The organism is Saccharothrix mutabilis subsp. mutabilis (genome assembly GCF_039521145.1).
Classification (GTDB): domain Bacteria; phylum Actinomycetota; class Actinomycetes; order Mycobacteriales; family Pseudonocardiaceae; genus Actinosynnema; species Actinosynnema mutabilis.
Genome location: NZ_BAAABU010000005.1, coordinates 235,155 through 254,324 on the forward strand (window position 1 = coordinate 235,155; position 19,170 = coordinate 254,324).

Sequence of the window (19,170 nt, forward strand, 5' to 3'; positions counted from 1 at the left end):
GGCTTACCCTTCGGGGGTGCGGATGTCCCGGCGGTCCCTGCTGCTCGCCGCGGTGACGGCGGGCGTTCCGGCGTGCACCGGCGGCGGGCCGCCCGCGCCGGGGGAACTCGTGTTGGCCACCGGGCCGGACGGGGCCGTGTTCCGCGAGGTCGGCGGGGCGTTGGCGCGGGCGTTGGCGGACGAGTTGCCGGACACCCGGGTCGTGGCGCGGCCGACCGGGGCGTCGGTGGAGAACGTCCGGCTGCTCGGCGGCGGCGAAGTCCACCTCGGACTGTCCTCTTTGGACCCGATCATGGGTGGCGCGCTGCTCAGCGCCGAGGACCCCAACGGGATCAGCGCCGTCGGCCGGCTCTACGACAGCTTCCTGCAGATCGTGGTGCCCGCCGACGCGCCCGTCTACCGGGTCGCGGACCTGGTCGGGAAGCGGGTGTCGTTCGGGCCGCGCGAGTCCGGCACGGAGTTCACCGCGACCCGGCTGTTCCAGCTGCTCGGGGTGGGGGTCGAGGCGGTGCGGATGGCGCACGCCGAGGCCGCGCGGCAGTTGGCGGCCGGGACGATCGACGCGCTGCTCGCGCTGACCGGCATCCCGACGCCCGCGATCACCGGGCTGCTCGGCTCGTTCCCGGTCCGCCTGCTCGACCTGCCCGGCGAGGCCACCGAACTGGCCCGCGCGTACCCGGGGCCGTACGTGCCGGTCACGATCCCCGCGACCACCTACGGCGCGCTGGGCCCGTGCCAGACCTTCGCCGTGCCCAACCTGCTGCTCGCGCGCACCGCGCTGGACCCGGCCGTGGTGGAGGTGGTGACGCGGACGGTCTACACGCAGGCCGAGCGGATCGCCGCCGGGCACCCCGAGGCGTCGCGGATCAACGTGCGGACCGGGATCGCGACCGGGCAGGTGCCGCTGCACAAGGGCGCCGAGCGGTGGTTCCGGTCGGTCAAGCGCTGAGGGTCACGACGGCGTCGAGGCCGTGCGGCGTGACGGGGTGCAGGTCGAGGCGTCCGCCGGCGCCCGCGATCAGTTCGGCGCAGATCGCGAGGCCCAGGCCGGTGCCGGCGGTGTTCTGGTGGCGGGACGCGCGCCAGAACCGCTCGAACGCCAGCGCCCGGTCCTCGTCGGACAGGCCCTCGCCGTCGTCGGTGACGTGCAGCTCGACCCGGTCGCCGGTCCGGTGGCCCCAGACGCGGATCGTGGTCGCGCCGGACAGGCGGATGGCGTTGCCGACCAGTTCGTCCAGCACGCTGCCCAGGCCGCCGGGCGGTTCGAGGACGTGCAGGCCGGGCGGGACGTCCACGCGCAGCTCGATGTCGCCGGCGAGGGCGCGCCAGCCCGGGGTGTGGGTGGCGAGCAGGGAGTCGACGTCGACCGGTTCGGCGGCGGAGGCGCTGTCCAGGCGGGTCGCGGCGAGCAGGGTGTCCAGGACGCGGCCCATCTCCTCCGCCTCGTCCACGGCGATGCGCTGCGCCTCGCGGCCGGCGTCGTCGGTGACGTGCGGGGCGAGGTTGTCCACGGCCAGGCGCAGGCTGGCCAGCGGGTTGCGCAGCTGGTGGGAGGCGTCGGACACGAACGCGCGCTGCCGGCGCAGGGCGCGGCCGACGACGTCGACCATCGCGTTGAAGGACGCGGCCAGGCGGCGCAGCTCGGGCGGCCCGTCGACCTCGTCGGCGCGGGCGTCCAGCTCCCCGCCGGCGACGGCGGCGGTGGCCTCGTCCAGGGTCCGGATCGGCCGCAGCACCCACCGCGACATCGGCCAGGCGACGGCGATGACCGCGAGCATCGGGACCAGGCCGACGAGCGTCAGCAGCCCCCACTGGCGCAGGATCGCGGCGCGCAGGCCGCCGGTGGGCGAGATCGTGACGACGGCGGCGACGACCTCGCTGTCCCGGCCGACCGGTTCGACGACGACCAGGTCCTCGTCCTCCCACGGCCAGATCGTCTGGTCGGCCTCGCCCCGGTAGCCGCTGAACGCCGCCCTGAGGCCGGTGTCGACGTCCGGGTCGGTGAGCGGGAAGGGCTGGCGGGAGCTTTCGACGATGGTGCGGTCGGTGCTGACCAGGGCGGCGGCGATGCCGTAGAGCTGGTCGTAGCGGACCATCTCCTCGCGCAGGGCGGTGCGGCGGTTGGAGGCGAGGGCGTTCTCGGCGAGGGAAGCGAACCGGCTGGCGTCCCCGAGCCGGTCGAGGTAGGTCTCCTGGCCCTCGCTCTGCACGACGGCGAAGGCGAGCGGCACCCCGAGGGCGGCGACGAGCGCCACCAGCAACGGCACGATCAGGACGAGCAGTCGACGCAGCATCACACCTCGTCAGGGTTCCGCCGCCATCCTGCCCCACGGCGACCGGCGCTTCACGACGGACGCGCGGGCGGCGGGGGCGGGCAGCTCGGCCGAGCGGCGGGCGGCTCGGCCTGGCGGGGGCGGCGAGCGGCTCGTTCGGGCAGTGGGGCGGCGAGCGGCTCGGCCGGGCGGCGGGGCGGCGAGCGACTCGGCCGGGCAGTGGGGCGGCGGGCGGCTGGGCCGGGCAGTGGGGCGGCGGGCGGCTGGGCCGGGCAGTGGGGCGGCGGGCGGCTGGGCCGGGCAGTGGGGCGGGCGGGCGGCGTGGCGGTGGGCGGCTCTTGCTGGGTGGCTCGGGCGGCGGGGGTCGCGCTGGGTCGTCGTGGGCGTCGCCCACTCCTGGTGACGCGTCAGGTGTGGGCTGCCACCCGGTAGCCCACACCGCGGATCGTCTCGATCCTCAGCGCGTCGCCGAGCTTGCCGCGCAGCGCCGCGATGTGCGTGTCCAGCGTGCGGGACGGCGCTTCCCAGTGGGCCTGCCACACCTGGTCCACGATGAGGTCCCGGCTGACCACCGCGCCGGCCCGCCGCACGAGCAGCGCCAGCAGGTCGAACTCCTTGCGGGTCAAGGTGATCGGGACGCCGTCGATCGTCGCCTCCCGCGTGGCCGGGTCCAGCACGACCGCGCCCAGCGCCAACCGGTCGGCCTGGTCCTCGGCCGCGCGGGCGGCGCGCGTGCGCCGCAGGACGGCTTCGATGCGCGCCAGCAGCTCGGCCGTGCCAAACGGCTTCACCACGTAGTCGTCCGCGCCCGCGCGCAGGCCCAGTACGCGTTCCCGCTCCTCGCCGCGCGCGGTCACCGTGATGACCGCCGTGCCCGGCCGGTGGCGCAGCTCGCGCAGCACCTCCAGGCCGTCGCGGTCGGGCAGGCCCAGGTCGAGCAGCACCACGTCCGCGGGCGGCGCGGCCAGCGCGGCGGCGGCCGTGGCCGCCCGGTGGACCTCGTAACCCGCGTGCTTCAAGGCGGTCAGCAGGCCCCGAGCCACCCGGTCGTCATCTTCGACGACGAGGATGCGCATCGGCCCTACCGCCTCACTCCGCCGACTTCCCGCCCGGCTTGGTGTCCGGCACCTTGGTCTCGGCGTCCGACGCCCCGGCGGCGGTCTTGTCGCTGCCGGGTTCGTCGCTGCCGGGTTTGTCGCTGCCGGGTTTGTCGCTTTCGGGTTTGTCGCTTTCGGATTTGTCGCTGCCGGATTCGTCGGTGCGCGGCTCGGTGTCGCCGTCGGTTGTGGCGTAGGGCGACTCGGGGGTCTCCTCGTCGGCCGGCTCCTTGCGGACGATCACCTCGCGGTCACCGCGCTTGGCGGCGAGCACGAAGTAGACCACCGCGCCGAGGAACACCACGACCGACGTGATGACGTTGATGCGCAGCCCGAACACCTGCGTGGCCGGGTCCACCCGCATGATCTCGATCCAGAACCGGCCCGCCGTGTAGCCCGCGACGTACAGCGCGAACACCCGGCCGTGGCCGAGCCGGAACTTCCGGTCCGCCCACACGATCAGCAGCGCCACGCCGAGGTTCCACAGCAGCTCGTACAGGAACGTCGGGTGCACGATCTCCAGCGGCGTGTGGTCCAGCGCCACACCGCCCAGCTCGTCCTCGAACCCGGTCGCCGGGTCGACCCGCTCGTAGATCTCCAGACCCCACGGCAGCGTGGTGGGACCGCCGTAGAGCTCCTGGTTGAAGTAGTTGCCGAGCCGGCCGATGGCCTGCGCGGTCACGATGCCCGGCGCGAGCGCGTCGGCCATCGCCGGCAGCGGGATGCCCCGGCGGCGGCACGCGATCCACGCGCCGACACCGCCCAGCGCGATGGCGCCCCAGATGCCCAGGCCGCCGTTCCAGATCGCGAAGGCCTCCCACGGGTTCTTGCCCTCGCCGAAGTACTTCTGCCAGTCCGTCGCGACGTGGTAGAGCCGCCCGCCGACCAGCCCGAACGGCACGGCGAACACGGCGATGTCGGTGACCTCGCCCTTCAGCCCGCCGCGGGCCACCCACCGGCGCTCACCCCACCAGATGGCCACGATGATGCCGAGGATGATGCACAGCGCGTAAGCCCTGATGGGGATGGGCCCGAGCTGCCACACGCCCCGGTCCGGACTGGGGATCGTCGCGAGGAAAGTCGTCACCACGGCCACCACCGTAGTGGGTGGGCCGATCCGTCCTACGGGGACAGCTCGATTGTTACCGGGAAGGGTCGTTGTCGGCGGTCCACCGGGCCCCGGGTGGTCGGCGACCGGGTGGGCACGGTCGCGGCGGGTGCGGTCGTGGTGGGTGCGGTCGTGGTGAGCGCGGTTGTGGTGAGCGCCGTTGTGGTGGGTGTCCGTCGGGATCGCGGTCGGCTTGTTCATGGGAGCCAGCATGCGGACGGGCACCGACAATTCCGGGGGCCTCGCGACCCCCGGAATCGTCAGTTCACTCGAACGTGTGTTCTAGGCCGGAGCGGGAACCTGGCGGACGCCCTCGGCCAACTCCGCCGTCAGCTCCGCCACCCGGTTCTCCGCCACCGCCGACACGAAGGCCGACCCGACGATGACCCCGTCGGCGAACGAGGCCAACTCCGCCGCCTGAGCGCCCGAACGGACCCCCAGACCCACCGCCACCGGCATGGACGTGTGCTCCCGCACCCGCTTGACCAGCGCCGGAGCCGCCGACGACACGACGTCACGGGCGCCGGTCACGCCCATCACCGACGTCGCGTACAGGAACCCGCTGGACGACCGCGCCGTCAGGTCGATGCGCTCCTCCGTGGACGACGGCGCGACCAGGAAGATCCGGTCCAATCCGTGCGCCTCGGAGGCGGCCAGCCACTCCGACGCCTCGTCCGGCACCAGGTCCGGCGTGATCAGGCCCAGCCCGCCGGCCGCCGCCAGGTCGCGCGCGAACGCGTCGACCCCGTAGCGCAGCACCGGGTTCCAGTACGTCATCACGACCGCGCGCCCACCGAGCGACGCCACCGACTCGACCACGCCGAACAGGTCCCGCACCCGGAACCCGCCCCGCAGGGCCTCCTCCGCCGCCCGCTGGATGGTCGGGCCGTCCATCACCGGGTCGGAGTACGGCAGGCCGACCTCCACGATGTCGCAGCCCGACGAGACCATCGTCCGCAGCACGTCCTTCGACCCCTCCACCGACGGGAACCCCGCCGGCAGGTAGCCGATCAGCGCCGCCCGGCGCTCGTCGCGGCAGGTCGCGAAAACCGAAGAAAGACCGCTCACGACCGCGCCCCCAGTCCGAACCACTTGATCGCGGTGTCCATGTCCTTGTCGCCGCGGCCGGACAGGTTCACCACGATCAGACCGTCCGGGCCGAGTTCGCGGCCCAGCACCATGGCGCCGGCCAGCGCGTGCGACGACTCGATGGCCGGGATGATGCCCTCCGTGCGCGACAGCAGCGCGAACGCCTCCATCGCCTCCGCGTCGGTCACCGGCCGGTACTCCGCCCGCCCGATGTCCTTCAGGTGCGCGTGCTCCGGGCCGACGCCCGGGTAGTCCAGACCGGCCGAGATGGAGTGCGCCTCGGTGATCTGGCCATCCTCGTCCTGCATCACGTAGGACATCGCGCCGTGCAGCGACCCCGGCGTGCCCACGGTCAGCGTCGCCCCGTGGCGGTCGGTGTCGATGCCGTCGCCGCCGGGCTCCAGGCCCACCAGGCGCACCGACGGGTCGTCGATGAACCCGTGGAAGATGCCGATCGCGTTGGACCCGCCGCCCACGCACGCCGCCACCACGTCCGGCAGCCGCCCGGCCTGCTCCAGCACCTGCGCCCGCGCCTCGATGCCGATGACCCGGTGGAAGTCGCGGACCAGCACCGGGAACGGGTGCGGCCCGGCCGCGGTGCCCAGCAGGTAGTGCGTGTCGTCCACGTTGGCGACCCAGTCGCGCAACGCCTCGTTGATCGCGTCCTTCAGGGTGCGCGAACCCGTCTTCACGGGGATGACCTCGGCGCCCAACAGCCGCATGCGCGCCACGTTCAGCGCCTGCCGCTCGGTGTCCACCTCACCCATGTAGACGACGCAGTCCAGGCCCATGAGGGCGCACGCGGTCGCCGTGGCCACGCCGTGCTGCCCGGCGCCGGTCTCGGCGATGACGCGCTTCTTGCCCATGCGCTTGGTCAGCAACGCCTGGCCCAGCACGTTGTTGATCTTGTGCGAGCCGGTGTGGTTCAGGTCCTCCCGCTTGAGGAAGACCCGCGCCCCGCCGGCGTGCTCGGCGAACTTCTTCGCCTCGGTGAGCAGCGACGGCCGCCCGGCGTAGTCGCGCAGCAGCCGGGCGAACTCGTCCAGGAAGTCCGGGTCGACCCGCGCCTTCTCGTAGAAGGCGGCGAGTTCGTCCACGGCCGCGATGAGCGCCTCGGGCATGTAGCGGCCACCCCATCGTCCCCAGTGGCCGTGCTCGTCGGGGTCGTGGGGGGTGGGGGCCAGCTGCCCAGGCGACATGCGCTCTCCTCCGATTTACCTGCTCGGCCGGGGACACGCGGGGTGCGACCCCGCCGTCACCAGCTTGTTCACGGCGACCTTGGGGTCGCCGCTGGTCACCAGCGACTCGCCGACGAGCACCGCGTCCGCGCCGGCGCCCGCGTACGCCATCAGGTCACCCGGACCGGTGACGCCCGACTCGGCGATCTTGATCGTCTCGAACGGCAGTCCGGGCGCGATCCGCCCGAACACGTCCTTGTCCACTTCCAGGGTGTGCAGGTTGCGCGCGTTGACGCCGATCACGCTCGCGCCCGCCTCCAGCGCCCGGTCGGCCTCCTCGGCCGTGTGCACCTCGACCAGCGCCGTCATGCCCAGCGACTCGACCCGGTCCAGCAGCGACACCAGGGCGTTCTGCTCCAGCGCGGCCACGATCAGCAGCACCAGGTCCGCGCCGTGCAGGCGCGCCTCGTGCACCTGGTACGGGCTGACGATGAAGTCCTTGCGCAGCAACGGCACGTTCACCGCGGCCCGCACCGCGTCGAAGTCCGCCAGCGACCCGCCGAAGCGCCGCTGCTCGGTCAGCACGCTGATCGCCCGCGCGCCGCCCGCCGCGTACTGCGCCGCCAGCTCCGCCGGCTCCGGGATCTCCGCGAGCGCGCCCTTGGACGGGCTGCGCCGCTTGACCTCGGCGATCACGCCCACGCCGGGCGAGCGCAGGATCGACATCACGTCCAGCGCCGGCGGCACCTTGGCCGCACGCTCCCTCAGCACGTCGAAGGGCAGTTCCGCCTCGCGCGCGGCGAGGTCTTCGCGGACGCCTTCGATGATCGACTCAAGAACGGTCATCCGAGCACCTCGCCCGTGTCCGTCGTCGTCCTGCCGCCGCCGGCGGCGGTCAACCCGTCCTTCGCGCTCGCAAGCTCCCGCACGTCATGCTCCCCTTCCCGCCAGAAGGATGCTAACCCCGGCACGAACCGCTTCCCGCCACCGGGGTGGCCGGGTTCGCGCAGATGACCGGGGCTGTCACGGGTCCACGTGCGCTCACGTGCGCGGCTTCACCGGTCAGTCCCGCTCCGTGGGATCGTCGCCGCGTTCCAGGGCGTTCCACATCTCGCGCTCGGGGTCGGCGGACTTCCTGGCCGCGCCGGGGGTCTGGTACCCGCCGCCCAGGCGCGGCATCGCCCCGCCGCGCAGCACCAGCACGACCCCGGCGCCGGCCACGCACGCCGTGCCCGCCAACGCCACCAGCAGCGCCGTCACGGGCGGTCCGGCGGTCACGGCCGTGACCGCCACCGCGACGCCGGCGAGCACCAGCACGACGCCCACCAGCCGCCGCACCCAGCCGCCCAGGGCCACCACCGCGGCGACCGCCGCCGCGCTCAACAGCGCGGTCGGCACCAGCGCGGGCGACACCTCGGCCCCGGTGGCCTCCGGCGTAAGCCTGGTCGAACCCCAGGTCATGGCCGAGGAGCCCCACAGCGCCACCGCGCCCAGCACCAGCAGGGCGACCACGATCCACAGTGGACGCCGGTCGGGCCGGCCGGGGTCAGACACGCGCGGAGTCCACCGCCGGGGCCACCGTCCGCGACATGGTCCCCGCGGTGGCGATCGCCGACAGCACCGCGCCCGCCTTGTTCAGGCACTCGTTGTCCTCGGCCACCGGGTCCGAGTCGGCCACGATCCCGCCCCCGGCCTGCACGTACGCCACGCCGTCGCGGACCAGCGCGGTGCGGATGGCGATGGCGGTGTCGGCGTCGCCGGCGAAGTCCAGGTAGCCCACGACGCCGCCGTACAGGCCGCGCCGGGTCGGCTCCAGCTCCTCGATCAGCTCCATCGCGCGCGGCTTGGGCGCGCCGGACAGGGTCCCGGCCGGGAAGCACGCGGCCACCGCGTCGAACGCCGTCTTGCCCTCGGCCAGCTCGCCGCTGACCGTGGACACGATGTGCATGACGTGGCTGTACCGCTCGACCTTGAAGAAGTCGACCACGGTGACCGAGCCCGGCTTGCACACCCGGCCCAGGTCGTTGCGGCCCAGGTCGACCAGCATGAGGTGCTCGGCGCGCTCCTTCTGGTCGGCCAGCAGGTCCTTCTCCAGCAGGGCGTCCTCCTCCACGTCCACGCCCCGCCAGCGGGTGCCCGCGATGGGGTGCGTCGTGGCCTTGCCGTCCCGCACGGTGACCAGGGATTCGGGGCTGCACCCGACGATGTCGAAGTCGTCCAGCCGCAGCAGGTACATGTACGGGCTGGGGTTGGACGTGCGCAGGACGCGGTAGATGTCCAGCGGGTCGGCGGTGGTGCGCATCTCGAACCGCTGCGACAGCACGACCTGGAACGCCTCGCCCGCGCGGATGGCCTCCTTGGCCTTCTCCACGACCGCGTAGTGCTCCTGCTGGGACCGGCGGCGCACGAACTCCGGCTTGGGCCGGGAGAACACGGCCACGGTGGGCGGCGCGGCGCTCTGCAGGTCCAGCGTCATGCGGTCCAGGCGGGCCACGGCGTCGTCGTAGGCCGCGTCCACGCGCTCGGCGCTGTCGTCCCAGTTGATCGCGTTGGCGATGAGCGTGACCGTGCCCTCGTGGTGGTCCAGGGCGGCCAGGTCGGTGGCGAGCATCATGACCAGCTCGGGGACCCCGAGGTCGTCCTCGGCCAGCGACGGCAGCCGCTCCAGGCGGCGCACGGCGTCGTAGCCGATGTAGCCGACCATGCCGCCGGTCAACGGGGGCAGGCCGGGCAGCGGGTCGGTGCGCAGCACCTCGATGGTCTCGCGCAGCGCCTCCAGCGGGCAGCCGCCCTCGGGCAGGCCCACGGGGTGCTGGCCGGTCCAGAACGCCTCGCCGCCGGTCGCGGTGAGCGCGCCCGCGCAGCGCGCGCCGACGAACGACCAGCGCGACCACGAGCGGCCGTTCTCGGCGGACTCGAACAGGAACGTGCCGGGCCGGTCCGCCGCGAGCTTGCGGTACAGGCCGACGGGGGTCTCCGCGTCCGCGAGCAGCCGCCGCACGACGGGGATGACCCTCCGCTGCGCGGCGAGTTCGCGGAACTCCTCGCGCGTCGGGCTGACCTCGCCCAGCCCCGCGCCGGCACCGATGACGCTCACCATGCGCGCCATTCTGCCGTGTGCATCCACACGGGTTGCCGGCGGCACAAATTCATCGCACGTTGAAAAACTTGCGCGCGCCACTCATGATGGACGGGTGAACGAAGGCACGCAACAGGCCGAACCCCGCCGCCGGGGCCGCCGCGCCGGCGGCGAGGACACCAAGGCCGCCCTGCTCGCGGCGGCCCGCGAGGTCTTCATGCAGCGCGGCTACGAGGGCGCGACGGTGCGGTCCATCGCGGCGCGCGCGGGCGTGGACGCGGCGATGGTCAACCACTGGTTCGGCGGCAAGGAGGGCCTTTTCGCCAAGGCCGTCCTCCAACTCCCGGTCGACCCGAACACGCTGGTGGACCACCTCCTGTCGGGTCCGCGCGAGCACATCGGCGAACGGATCGTCCGCACGTTCCTGGGCGTGTGGGACCCCATCGGCGGCGGCCAGTTCGCGGCGCTGATGCGCAGCGTCACCGCCCACGACCAGGTCGCGGACGTGCTGCGGGACTTCTTCGTGGGCACCCTGCTCAAGAAGGTCGTCGCGGGCATCGGCACCGAGGACCGGCCCGAGCTGCGCGCCACGCTGGCCGCCAGCCAGATCTTCGGCATGGGCATGGTCCGGTACGTGGTCAAGTTCGAGCCGCTGGCCTCGACCGACGTGGAGACGATGGTCCAGGCGGTCGCGCCCAACCTCCAGCGCTACCTGACCGGCGACATCGGCTGACCCGCGCTCAGCCGCCCGACTCGGGCGCGAGCAGCACGGTGGCGTCGAAGCAGGTCTTGTCGCCGGTGTGGCACGCCCCGCCGACCTGGTCCACGACCAGCAGCACGGTGTCGCCGTCGCAGTCCAGCCGCACTTCGTGCACGTACTGCGTGTGGCCGGACGTCTCGCCCTTGACCCACAGCTGTTGGCGGCTGCGCGAGTAGTAGGTGGCCCGGCGGGTCGTGAGGGTGCGGTGCAGGGCCTCGTCGTCCATCCACGCCACCATCAGCACCTCACCGGTGCCCTTGCGCTGCGCCACCGCGCACACGAGACCGTCCGCGGTGCGCTTGAGGCGTGCGGCGATCGTGGGGTCCAGCGCGCTGGTCATCGGGCTGCTCCGAAGTGCTCGCGGGCGGGCTTCATGTTCAGCAGCACCACGCCGAAGATGTGGCCCGCGGACAGCACGCCGGACAGGACGCGCACCCACAGCGGACCCTCGTTCAACGTGGCCAGCAGGTGCACCAGGCCGACCAGTCCGTAGATGAACGCGGCGGTCAGCCGCGCGGGCCGGAACCGGGCGATCAGCCCGGCCACCGCGATCAGCTCCAGCACCAGGATGATCAGGGGGAACTTGACCCACGCGCCGTCGCCGCTGCTCTGCCAGCGGATGAGGCCTTCGAGCAGGAACAGCGCGCCGCCGGCCGCGCCGACGACCATCGCGAGGAAGACCTCGACCGGACCGTTGCGCACGTCAGCGCACCTCCACACCGGCGTCGCGCAGGGACTTCTTGACCTCGCCGATGCGCAGCGTCCCGAAGTGGAAGACGCTCGCGGCCAGCACCGCGTCCGCGCCGGCCTCGACGGCGGGCGGGAAGTGCTCGACGGCGCCCGCGCCGCCGCTGGCGATCAGCGGGACGTCCACGACCTTGCGCACGAGCCTGATCAGCTCCAGGTCGAAGCCCGCCTTGGTGCCGTCGGCGTCCATCGAGTTGAGCAGGATCTCGCCGACGCCCAGCTCCTGGCCGCGGGCGGCCCACTCGACGGCGTCGATGCCGGTGCCCTTGCGCCCGCCGTGCGTGGTGACCTCGAACCCGGACGGCGTCGGCCGCTCGCCCCCGGGGACGCGGCGGGCGTCCACCGACAGCACGATGCACTGGGCCCCGAACCGCTCGGACAGCTCCTTGAGCAGCTCCGGCCGGGCGATGGCGGCAGTGTTGACGCCGACCTTGTCCGCGCCGGCGCGCAGCAGCTTGTCCACGTCCTCCGTGGTGCGCACGCCGCCGCCGACGGTGAGCGGGATGAACACCTGCTCGGCGGTGCGGCGGACCACGTCGAAGGTGGTCTCGCGGTCGGAGGAGGAGGCGGTGACGTCGAGGAAGGTCAGCTCGTCGGCGCCCTCGGCGTCGTAGGCGCGGGCCAGCTCGACCGGGTCGCCCGCGTCGACGAGGTTGGTGAAGTTCACGCCCTTCACCACCCGTCCCCGGTCGACGTCCAGGCAGGGGATCACGCGCACCGCGACTGACATGGCACAAAGCCTACGGGCAGGTCACCGGGCGTTTGCCGGCGGTGCCGGTCCGCGGCGCGACGGCGTCCTGGGTCACATCCGGCGATCGGAGGAGGCGCGATCGCGCCGGGTGTGGTTGACTGTAAGAGGTCGTAGGTTTTGTGTCCGTGTCTTCCACGCTCGCGAAACGCTGTTCGAGCGTGTGGTTTTGCCGGATTTTCCCGGGATCTCCTCATCTTGAAGCGGCCTCGGAGGCGCAAGGGCGTCGCCGGCACTTTGCACGAGGAGAGAAAAAGTATGGCCAACGGCACCGTGAAGTGGTTCAACTCCGAAAAGGGCTTCGGCTTCATCGCCCCCGAGGACGGCGGCGCTGACGTGTTCGTCCACTACTCGGAGATCCAGGGCGGCGGCTACCGCAGCCTGGAGGAGAACCAGCGCGTGTCCTTCGACGTGGGCCAGGGCGCCAAGGGCCCGCAGGCGACCAACGTCGTGGCGATCTGAGCGAGTCCCCGAACTCGAACGGCCCCGCTCCCCTCGTGGGAGCGGGGCCGTTGCCGTTCCCGGGGACTAGGTTGGCCGCATGAGCCTCGGCGACGAGAAGTACGTGCTGCTGACGACGTTCCGCAAGGACGGCACGGCCGTGCCCACGCCCCTGTGGGCGGTGCGCGAGGGCGACGCGGTCCTGGTGTGGACGCCCGTGGACTCCGGCAAGGTCAAGCGGATCCGGCGCAGCGGGGACGTCGAGGTCGCGCCGTGCGACTTCAAGGGCAACCCGACCGGTCCGGCGGTGAAGGCGAAGGCTCGGCTGCTGGACGAGCCCGGCAGCGACCGCGTCCGGCGCCTGATCGGGCGCAAGTACGGGGTGATGGGCAAGGTCACCGTGTTCGGCAGCAAGCTGCGGCGCGGGAAGAACGGGACCGTCGGCATCGAGATCGTGCCGTCAACCTGAAGTTGACTCCGCTTCCAGCGTCAACCTAGAGTTGACGGGGTGGTCACCGCACCCGTCCAGTTGACGGACCTCATCGTCTCCGTCGCGCAGGAGCACCCGGACGTCCTCGGCCGGCTGGCCGCCGCGGTCGAGCTGAGCGGTCAGCTCGACGAGCTGGGCGATCACCTGATCGGGCACTTCGTGGACGAGGCCCGGCGCGCGGGCGCGAGCTGGACCGAGATCGGGGAGAGCATCGGCGTCACCAAGCAGGCCGCGCAGAAGCGGTTCGTGCCCCGCGAGTCGCCGGACCTCAAGCCGAACTTCGACCGCTACACCGACCGGGCGCGCCGCGTGGTCGTGCTGGCCCGACACCACGCGCGGTTCAGCGAGCGGATCGGCACCGAGCACCTGCTGCTGGGCCTGATGGACGAGTCCGGCGGGCTGGGCGCGCGGACCATCGCCCGGCTGGAGGCCGCCGAGGGCACGACCCGGCTGGCCACGCTGAACGCGCTGGACCGGACCAGCCGGGAGCGCCCGGACCCGCAGCCGTTCAGCGCGGACTGCAAGAAGGCGCTGGAGCTGTCGGTGCGCGAGGCGCTGCGGCTGGGTCACACGTTCGTGGGAACCGAGCACGTCCTGCTCGGGCTGCTGTCCGAGCAGGACTGCACCGCGGCCAAGGTGATGGCGACGACCGGCATCACCAAGGCCGCGGCGGAGGCCTACGTCGTCGCGGAGTTCGACCGGGCGGTCAACGCACCGCGTTGAGGGCCTCGGGCAGCGTGAACGCGCCCGCGTACAGGGCCTTGCCGACGATCGCGCCCTCCACGCCGTCGCGCGCCAGCGCCGCCAGCGCCACCAGGTCGTCCACACTGGACACGCCGCCGGACGCGATCACCGGCGCGTCGGTCCGCGCGCACACCTCGCGCAGCAGCTCGACGTTCGGGCCGGTGAGCGTGCCGTCCTTGCCCACGTCGGTGACGACGTAGCGGGCGCAGCCGTCGCGGTCGAGCCGGTCGAGCACCTCCCACAGGTCGCCGCCGTCCTTGGTCCAGCCGCGCGCGGCGACCCGGTGGCCCTCGGCGGTGATCCGCACGTCCAGGCCGACGGCGATCCGGTCGCCGTGCTCGGCGATGGCCTTCGCGCACCACACCGGGTCCTCCAGCGCGGCGGTGCCCAGGTTGACCCGGGCGCACCCGGTGGACAGGGCGGCGGCCAGCGACGCGTCGTCCCGGATGCCGCCGGACAGCTCCACCTTGACGTCCAGCTCGCCCACGACCCGGGCCAGCAGCTCGCGGTTGCTGCCCCGCCCGAAAGCGGCGTCGAGGTCCACCAGGTGCACCCACTCGGCGCCGTCGCGCTGCCAGGCGAGCGCGGCGTCCAGCGGGGAGCCGTAATGCGTCTCGGTACCGGCTTCGCCCTGCACGAGTCGGACGGCCTGGCCGTCGGCCACGTCGACGGCCGGAAGCAGCGTGAAAGTCACGCGAACAGCCTAGTTGCCACTGGTCCACCGGCCACTGCCGGTCCCACTCCGCGAAACCGGCGGCCCGGGTCGGGATCCCGGCCCGGGTCGCCGGGTCCTCAGAAGCTCTTGAGCCAGTTCTCCAGCAGGTGAGCGCCCGCGTCGCCGGACTTCTCCGGGTGGAACTGGGTGGCCCACAGCGGGCCGTTCTCCACCGCCGCGACGAAGTCGTCACCGCCGTGCGTGGCCCACGTCACCAGCGGCGGCCGGATGACCTCCGAGGCCTCCAGCTCCCACTTGCGCACGGCGTAGGAGTGCACGAAGTAGAAGCGGGTGTCCGGGTCGAGGCCGGCGAACAGCTTCGTGCCCTCGGGCGCCTTGACCGTGTTCCAGCCCATGTGCGGCACGATCGGCGCTTCCAGGCGCTCCACCGTGCCCGGCCACTCGCCGCAGCCCTCGGTCAGCACGCCGTGCTCGATGCCGCGCTCGAACAGGATCTGCATGCCCACGCAGATGCCCAGCACCGGCCGCCCGCCGGCCAGGCGCTCGCCGATGATCCGGCCGCCCTTGACGGCGTCGAGCCCGGCCATGCACGCGGCGTACGCGCCGACGCCGGGCACCAGCAGGCCGTCCGCGTCGAGCGCCGCGCGATGGTCGGACGTGACCTCGACGGTCGCGCCCACGCGCTGGAGGGCGCGTTCGGCGGAGCGGAGGTTGCCTGATCCGTAGTCCAGTACGACGACTCGTGCCACGCCACCAGGCTAGGCCAACGGGGACCCGCCCTGCGTCACCGGTACCACGGGCAGCACCGTGCCGATGGGCAGGCCGGCCCGGTCGGGCAGGGCGGTGACCCAGGTGTCGGCGCGTCCCTGGTCCACCAGCGCCTTGACCTCGGCGACGTCCTTGGGCAGGTCCAGGGACCCCGCCTCGGCCTTCAGGCGCCACCACGTGAGCACCCCGACCAGGCGCCGCGCGCCGCCACTGAACCCGGCGGACACCCCGTCCGACCAGAGCACGGCGTCACCGGACCACCGCACGAGCAGCGCCTGGTCGTCGACGGCGCGCACCTGCCCGGCGAGCTTGGCCGCGTCGGCGAACCCGATCTGCCGACGCGGCAGCACCACCGTCCCGGAGGCCACCGGCACGAGGGCGGCCGGACCCGCCACTGCCCGGTGCAGGGCGAGTTGCAGCTCCGCGGTCGGCGTGGGTGTCCAGATCAGGGTTCTCGGCACGCTCACGGACGGAGATCATGCCGCAGTCGCCCGGACCCCCCGATCCCGACACACGTTCGGCCGCCCGCCGGCGGCTGCTTTCAGGCGGCCACCGGGTGGGTGAACAGGCGGCGGGCCGCGGCGGCGATGCCCAGGGCGTCCAGGTCGTGCGCCGCGTCGTGGTCCTCGGCCGTGCCGTAGGCCCGCAGTTCCGCGTCCCGGCGCACGCCCAGCGAGCGCAGGCGGTGCGGGACGTCGGACAGGGCCTCCGACGCCAGGTGCGCCGACGTGCCCTCCAGGTACGGCTCCACCAGCAGGACGTCCGGCCGGGCCGCGGCCACCGCCGCGCGCAGGCCCGCGCCGTCGAACGGCCGGACCGTGGTCGCGTAGAGCACCGTCACGTCCAGGTCCGCGGTCGCCGCCAGCACCGGGTCCAGCATCGGCCCGACGGCCACCACGACCCCGCCCGACCCCCGGCGCACCGCGGTGAACCCCTCGACCACCGGGAAGGACGCCGTGTTCCGCCGCAGCGACAACCGCAGGTACCGCCGGTCGTCGGCCGCCAGCGCCGCCCGCACCAGCGGCTCGACCTCGTCCGGGTGACCGGGCACCTGCACCCGCCACCCGGGCATGCTGTCGAACAGCGCCACGTCGCCGGGCGACTGGTGCGTCCTCCCCCACGCCGGGTCGTCGTAGGAACCGCCGATGCCGACCAGCACACCGCCGACGTCCTGGTGCCCGAAGTCCAGCTTGATCTGCTCGTACGGCCGCTCCACCAGGAACGGCGCGTAGGAGTGCACGACGGGCCGCATGCCGGTCAGCGCCAGGCCGCTGCCCACGCCCACCATCAACTGCTCCCGGATGCCGACGTTGACCACGCGCGGCGACGGGCGGAAGGCGTCGCGGGAGATCTCCGCGATCACCACCGCCACCCGCGGGTCGTCGGCCATGACCTCCTGCACGGTGTCCGCAAACACCTCGCGCATCGTCTTCACGACTCCACCACCTTCGCCACCACGACCAGCGGACGACCCGGGTGGGCCGCCGTGAAGGCCTCGTGCAACGCGCCCTGGTCACGTCCGTCCACAGTGGACGTCTCCCACCCCTCGACGGCGAACCGCGCCGCCACGCCGCCCGGCCACCCGTGCGTGCCGGACTCGTTGTCCACCACCACGACGGTCAGGTTGTCCAGCCCCAGCCGCCCGGCCAGGGCGATCGCCTCGTGGTTGCTGCCCTCGTCCAGCTCGGCGTCCCCCACCAGCACGAACACCCGCGCCGACCGACCCTGCACGCGCAGGCCCACGGCCTGCCCGACCGCGATCGGCAGCCCGTGCCCGAGCGACCCGCTGCTGATCTCCACGCCCGGCACCAGCACCCGGTCGGGGTGTTGGCCCAGCGGCGAGTCCCACGACGTCCAATCGTCCAAAAGGGACGGTTCGAGGTAGCCCTTCGCGGCCAGCACGGCGTAGTACGCCATCGGCCCGTGCCCCTTCGACAACAGGAACCGGTCGCGGTCCGGGTCGTCCACCCGGTCGGGCGACACGTCCAGCACCCGGTCGTAGAGCACCCACAGCACGTGCAAGGTGGACGCGGCGGCCCACTCGTGCTTCTCGTCCCCGGTCATCCGGTCGAACAACGCGGGGATGTCCGCGAAGCCCGTCTTCTCCCCTACTGCCATGGAACACAGCCAACAACTTCGACTTAGGTCGAGGTCAAGCACTAGGCTGGGCACGTGAGCAAGTTGCCGGAGATGTTGACCATCGGCCAGGTGGCCGAGCGCAGCGGGGTGCCGCACACGGCGCTGCGGTTCTACGAGGAGCGCGGCCTGATCCACTCCGAGCGCACGGCGGGCAACCAGCGCCGCTACCCGCGTTCGGTGCTGCGCCGGCTCGCGTTCATCCGCACCGCCCAGCGGGTGGGCCTGAGCCTGGAGGACGTGCACGACGCGCTGGCGGCCCTGCCGGACAACCGCACGCCCACCAAGTCCGACTGGAGCAGGCTGTCCACGAACTGGCAGGCCGAGCTGGACGCCCGCATCGACGCCCTGATCCGGCTGCGCGACCGGCTGACGTCGTGCATCGGCTGCGGGTGCCTGTCGCTGCGCAGCTGCACCCTGCACAACTTCGACGACGAGCAGGCCTCCGACGGGCCGGGCGCGCCGAAGCTGAAGCCGGCGAGCGAGGGCGGGACGTGAAAGCGCTGGCCTGACCGGGATCGGGCGTGCTGCACTGTGCGCGACATGGATGAGAAAGACGTGGTCCGCTTGTCGAAGCGGATGTCCAAGCACCTGCGCCACCAGCCCGAACGGCTCGGGCTGACGCTCGACGCGGCGGGCTGGGTGGACCTGGACGAGTTCGTGCGCGAGCTGGGGACGACCCACGAGGACGTGCGCGAGGTCGTGGCGCGCAACGACAAGCAGCGCTTCACCATCGCCGGCGGGCGGATCCGGGCCAACCAGGGGCACACCGTGGCCGTGGACCTGGACCTGCCCTCGGCGGAGCCGCCGGCCGTGCTCTACCACGGCACGGTGGCGCGGTACCTGCCCGACATCATGCGTGACGGGCTGCTGCCCATGACCCGGCACGACGTGCACCTGTCCGCGACCGTCGACACGGCGGTGCGGGTGGGTGCGCGGCGCGGCAAGCCGGTGGTGCTGGAGGTGGACGCGGCGGCGATGCACGCGGCCGGCCACGAGTTCCGGGTGAGCGCGAACGGGGTGTGGCTGACGGCTACCGTTCCGCCGGGTTACCTGCGAGAACGCGCCGGCTGAGGAAGTCGAGGCCGGCGGCGACCTGCTCGGGCGTGAGCCCGCGCACCTGCCGCTGGTACCGGTAGACCTCGGGGGCGAGCGGGGCCATGAGCGTGTCGGCCAGCTCGGTGGGCGCGTGGGCCTGTTCGAGCAGGACCTCGACGTGCCGCCGCCACAACGCGTAGACACCGGTCCGGTAGCGGGCCTGCCCGGTCTCGGCGCCGAGCACCAGGTGCAGGTGCCGTTCGAGCAGCCCGACCAACGCGCGGTAGAACGCGGCCAACCGCTCGTGCGGCGGCGCACCCGCACCCAACGGCGGCGGTCCGCTCAGGATGCCGGCCTGGATCTCGGACTCGTGCTCGTCCAGCAGGGCCTGCGCGATCGAGGCGGTGTCGGGGTAACGCCGGTACAGCGTGGCCCGCCCGACGCCGGCGACCCGGGCGATCTCCTCCATGGTGACCCCGTCCGCCCCACCGGCCTCGGCGAACACCTTCTCGGCGGCGGCCAGCACCCGAGCCCGGTTCCGCGCGGCATCGGCCCGCTCGCGAGGGCGCTCGACGCCTCCGCGGGGACGGGTGGCCTCGCCGGACATGGGTCCACCATAACGCTCAGCGCGAAACGGGCACGGTGCCCGCTTCGCGCTTCCGGCGGCTGCGCGCGGGTGCGTGTCGGTGTCCCGTGAGACGATCGAAACGGGGGCCGGAGGCCGCGCCTGCCGCTCGAAACACCTGTTCACACGGCTGCTGGGCCGGCCAAGCCGCGCCGCTCGACCACGCCGGGGCC

24 protein-coding genes are annotated in these 19,170 nt (G+C 73.1%); 7 read left to right on the plus strand and 17 right to left on the minus strand.

Annotation, left to right across the window (positions count from 1 at the left end):
* The first annotated feature begins 22 nt into the window (after positions 1-22).
* Positions 23-949, plus strand: a complete 927-nt coding sequence (locus tag ABD126_RS15065; protein WP_343934640.1) for a TAXI family TRAP transporter solute-binding subunit — start codon at positions 23-25, stop codon at positions 947-949.
* Here the strand turns inward: ABD126_RS15065 and ABD126_RS15070 are convergent.
* The 8 genes from ABD126_RS15070 to ABD126_RS15105 all read right to left on the minus strand — a co-directional run bounded on the left by ABD126_RS15070 (position 939) and on the right by ABD126_RS15105 (position 9,845).
* A complete protein-coding gene (locus ABD126_RS15070) occupies positions 939-2,294 on the minus strand; it encodes a sensor histidine kinase (RefSeq protein WP_343934433.1) in 1,356 nt (451 codons plus the stop codon). The two genes, ABD126_RS15065 and ABD126_RS15070, sit on opposite strands and share 11 nt — an antisense overlap.
* Positions 2,295-2,680: 386 nt before the next feature.
* Complete coding sequence (locus ABD126_RS15075; protein ID WP_343934434.1) at positions 2,681-3,349, minus strand: response regulator transcription factor; 669 nt, start codon at positions 3,347-3,349, stop codon at positions 2,681-2,683.
* 13 nt (positions 3,350-3,362) lie between these two features.
* Positions 3,363-4,457, minus strand: coding sequence for a prolipoprotein diacylglyceryl transferase (gene lgt, locus ABD126_RS15080; protein WP_343934435.1), 1,095 nt, complete (start codon positions 4,455-4,457; stop codon positions 3,363-3,365).
* Between the two features lie 303 nt (positions 4,458-4,760).
* The gene (trpA, locus tag ABD126_RS15085; protein WP_343934436.1) at positions 4,761-5,546 is read right to left on the minus strand and encodes a tryptophan synthase subunit alpha; all 786 of its coding nucleotides are present in this window, start codon (positions 5,544-5,546) and stop codon (positions 4,761-4,763) included.
* Positions 5,543-6,766 carry a tryptophan synthase subunit beta gene (gene trpB / locus ABD126_RS15090; RefSeq protein WP_343934437.1) on the minus strand — a complete coding sequence of 408 codons (1,224 nt, stop codon included), beginning with the start codon at positions 6,764-6,766 and terminating at the stop codon, positions 5,543-5,545. Before trpB ends, trpA begins: the two co-directional genes overlap by 4 nt.
* 15 nt (positions 6,767-6,781) lie before the next feature.
* On the minus strand, positions 6,782-7,591 hold the full coding sequence (trpC, locus tag ABD126_RS15095; RefSeq protein ID WP_343934438.1) for an indole-3-glycerol phosphate synthase TrpC: 810 nt from the start codon (positions 7,589-7,591) through the stop codon (positions 6,782-6,784).
* 216 nt (positions 7,592-7,807) lie between these two features.
* The gene (locus ABD126_RS15100; RefSeq protein WP_343934439.1) at positions 7,808-8,299 is read right to left on the minus strand and encodes a Trp biosynthesis-associated membrane protein; all 492 of its coding nucleotides are present in this window, start codon (positions 8,297-8,299) and stop codon (positions 7,808-7,810) included.
* Positions 8,292-9,845: an anthranilate synthase component I gene (locus ABD126_RS15105; protein WP_343934440.1), complete on the minus strand. Its 1,554-nt coding sequence runs from the start codon at positions 9,843-9,845 to the stop codon at positions 8,292-8,294. Before ABD126_RS15105 ends, ABD126_RS15100 begins: the two co-directional genes overlap by 8 nt.
* A 94-nt stretch (positions 9,846-9,939) precedes the next feature.
* On the opposite strand from ABD126_RS15105, the gene ABD126_RS15110 reads away from it, so the two are divergent.
* Complete coding sequence (locus ABD126_RS15110; protein ID WP_343934441.1) at positions 9,940-10,557, plus strand: TetR/AcrR family transcriptional regulator; 618 nt, start codon at positions 9,940-9,942, stop codon at positions 10,555-10,557.
* A 7-nt stretch (positions 10,558-10,564) separates the two neighbouring features.
* Here ABD126_RS15110 and hisI read toward each other — a convergent pair whose 3' ends face one another.
* Genes hisI through hisF form a run of 3 tightly spaced genes read right to left on the minus strand, consistent with a single transcriptional unit; the run spans position 10,565 to position 12,061 of the window.
* Positions 10,565-10,924 (minus strand): phosphoribosyl-AMP cyclohydrolase, encoded by a 360-nt coding sequence (gene hisI, locus ABD126_RS15115; RefSeq protein WP_343934442.1) that lies wholly within the window; start codon positions 10,922-10,924, stop codon positions 10,565-10,567.
* Positions 10,921-11,286 carry a hypothetical protein gene (locus ABD126_RS15120; RefSeq protein ID WP_343934443.1) on the minus strand — a complete coding sequence of 122 codons (366 nt, stop codon included), beginning with the start codon at positions 11,284-11,286 and terminating at the stop codon, positions 10,921-10,923. The genes hisI and ABD126_RS15120 overlap by 4 nt, the downstream gene beginning before the upstream one ends.
* A 1-nt stretch (position 11,287) precedes the next feature.
* The gene (gene hisF / locus ABD126_RS15125) at positions 11,288-12,061 is read right to left on the minus strand and encodes an imidazole glycerol phosphate synthase subunit HisF (RefSeq protein ID WP_343934444.1); all 774 of its coding nucleotides are present in this window, start codon (positions 12,059-12,061) and stop codon (positions 11,288-11,290) included.
* Between the two features lie 276 nt (positions 12,062-12,337).
* Between hisF and cspE the strand changes: the two genes are divergently transcribed.
* The 3 genes from cspE to ABD126_RS15140 all read left to right on the plus strand — a co-directional run bounded on the left by cspE (position 12,338) and on the right by ABD126_RS15140 (position 13,733).
* Positions 12,338-12,541, plus strand: a complete 204-nt coding sequence (cspE, locus tag ABD126_RS15130; RefSeq protein WP_343934445.1) for a transcription antiterminator/RNA stability regulator CspE — start codon at positions 12,338-12,340, stop codon at positions 12,539-12,541.
* 79 nt (positions 12,542-12,620) lie between these two features.
* Positions 12,621-12,989, plus strand: a complete 369-nt coding sequence (locus ABD126_RS15135) for a PPOX class F420-dependent oxidoreductase (RefSeq protein ID WP_343934447.1) — start codon at positions 12,621-12,623, stop codon at positions 12,987-12,989.
* Between the two features lie 39 nt (positions 12,990-13,028).
* On the plus strand, positions 13,029-13,733 hold the full coding sequence (locus tag ABD126_RS15140; RefSeq protein ID WP_343934448.1) for a Clp protease N-terminal domain-containing protein: 705 nt from the start codon (positions 13,029-13,031) through the stop codon (positions 13,731-13,733).
* Here ABD126_RS15140 and priA read toward each other — a convergent pair.
* The 5 genes from priA to ABD126_RS15165 all read right to left on the minus strand — a co-directional run bounded on the left by priA (position 13,717) and on the right by ABD126_RS15165 (position 17,316).
* Positions 13,717-14,448: a bifunctional 1-(5-phosphoribosyl)-5-((5-phosphoribosylamino)methylideneamino)imidazole-4-carboxamide isomerase/phosphoribosylanthranilate isomerase PriA gene (priA, locus tag ABD126_RS15145; protein WP_343934449.1), complete on the minus strand. Its 732-nt coding sequence runs from the start codon at positions 14,446-14,448 to the stop codon at positions 13,717-13,719. The two genes, ABD126_RS15140 and priA, sit on opposite strands and share 17 nt — an antisense overlap.
* Positions 14,449-14,546: 98 nt before the next feature.
* Positions 14,547-15,179: an imidazole glycerol phosphate synthase subunit HisH gene (gene hisH, locus ABD126_RS15150; RefSeq protein WP_343934450.1), complete on the minus strand. Its 633-nt coding sequence runs from the start codon at positions 15,177-15,179 to the stop codon at positions 14,547-14,549.
* 9 nt (positions 15,180-15,188) lie between these two features.
* Positions 15,189-15,665, minus strand: a complete 477-nt coding sequence (locus tag ABD126_RS15155; RefSeq protein WP_343934451.1) for a hypothetical protein — start codon at positions 15,663-15,665, stop codon at positions 15,189-15,191.
* Positions 15,666-15,739: 74 nt separating this feature from the next.
* Positions 15,740-16,624 (minus strand): transketolase family protein, encoded by an 885-nt coding sequence (locus tag ABD126_RS15160; RefSeq protein WP_343934641.1) that lies wholly within the window; start codon positions 16,622-16,624, stop codon positions 15,740-15,742.
* Between the two features lie 5 nt (positions 16,625-16,629).
* Positions 16,630-17,316, minus strand: coding sequence for a thiamine pyrophosphate-dependent enzyme (locus ABD126_RS15165; protein ID WP_343934452.1), 687 nt, complete (start codon positions 17,314-17,316; stop codon positions 16,630-16,632).
* Positions 17,317-17,388: 72 nt separating this feature from the next.
* Here ABD126_RS15165 and soxR point away from each other — a divergent pair, with 72 nt between their 5' ends.
* A complete protein-coding gene (gene soxR / locus ABD126_RS15170; RefSeq protein WP_380567010.1) occupies positions 17,389-17,832 on the plus strand; it encodes a redox-sensitive transcriptional activator SoxR in 444 nt (147 codons plus the stop codon).
* 45 nt (positions 17,833-17,877) lie between these two features.
* The gene (locus tag ABD126_RS15175; protein WP_343934454.1) at positions 17,878-18,408 is read left to right on the plus strand and encodes an RNA 2'-phosphotransferase; all 531 of its coding nucleotides are present in this window, start codon (positions 17,878-17,880) and stop codon (positions 18,406-18,408) included.
* Here ABD126_RS15175 and ABD126_RS15180 read toward each other — a convergent pair.
* Positions 18,368-18,979, minus strand: a complete 612-nt coding sequence (locus tag ABD126_RS15180) for a TetR/AcrR family transcriptional regulator (RefSeq protein WP_343934455.1) — start codon at positions 18,977-18,979, stop codon at positions 18,368-18,370. The two genes, ABD126_RS15175 and ABD126_RS15180, sit on opposite strands and share 41 nt — an antisense overlap.
* Positions 18,980-19,170: the final 191 nt, after the last annotated feature.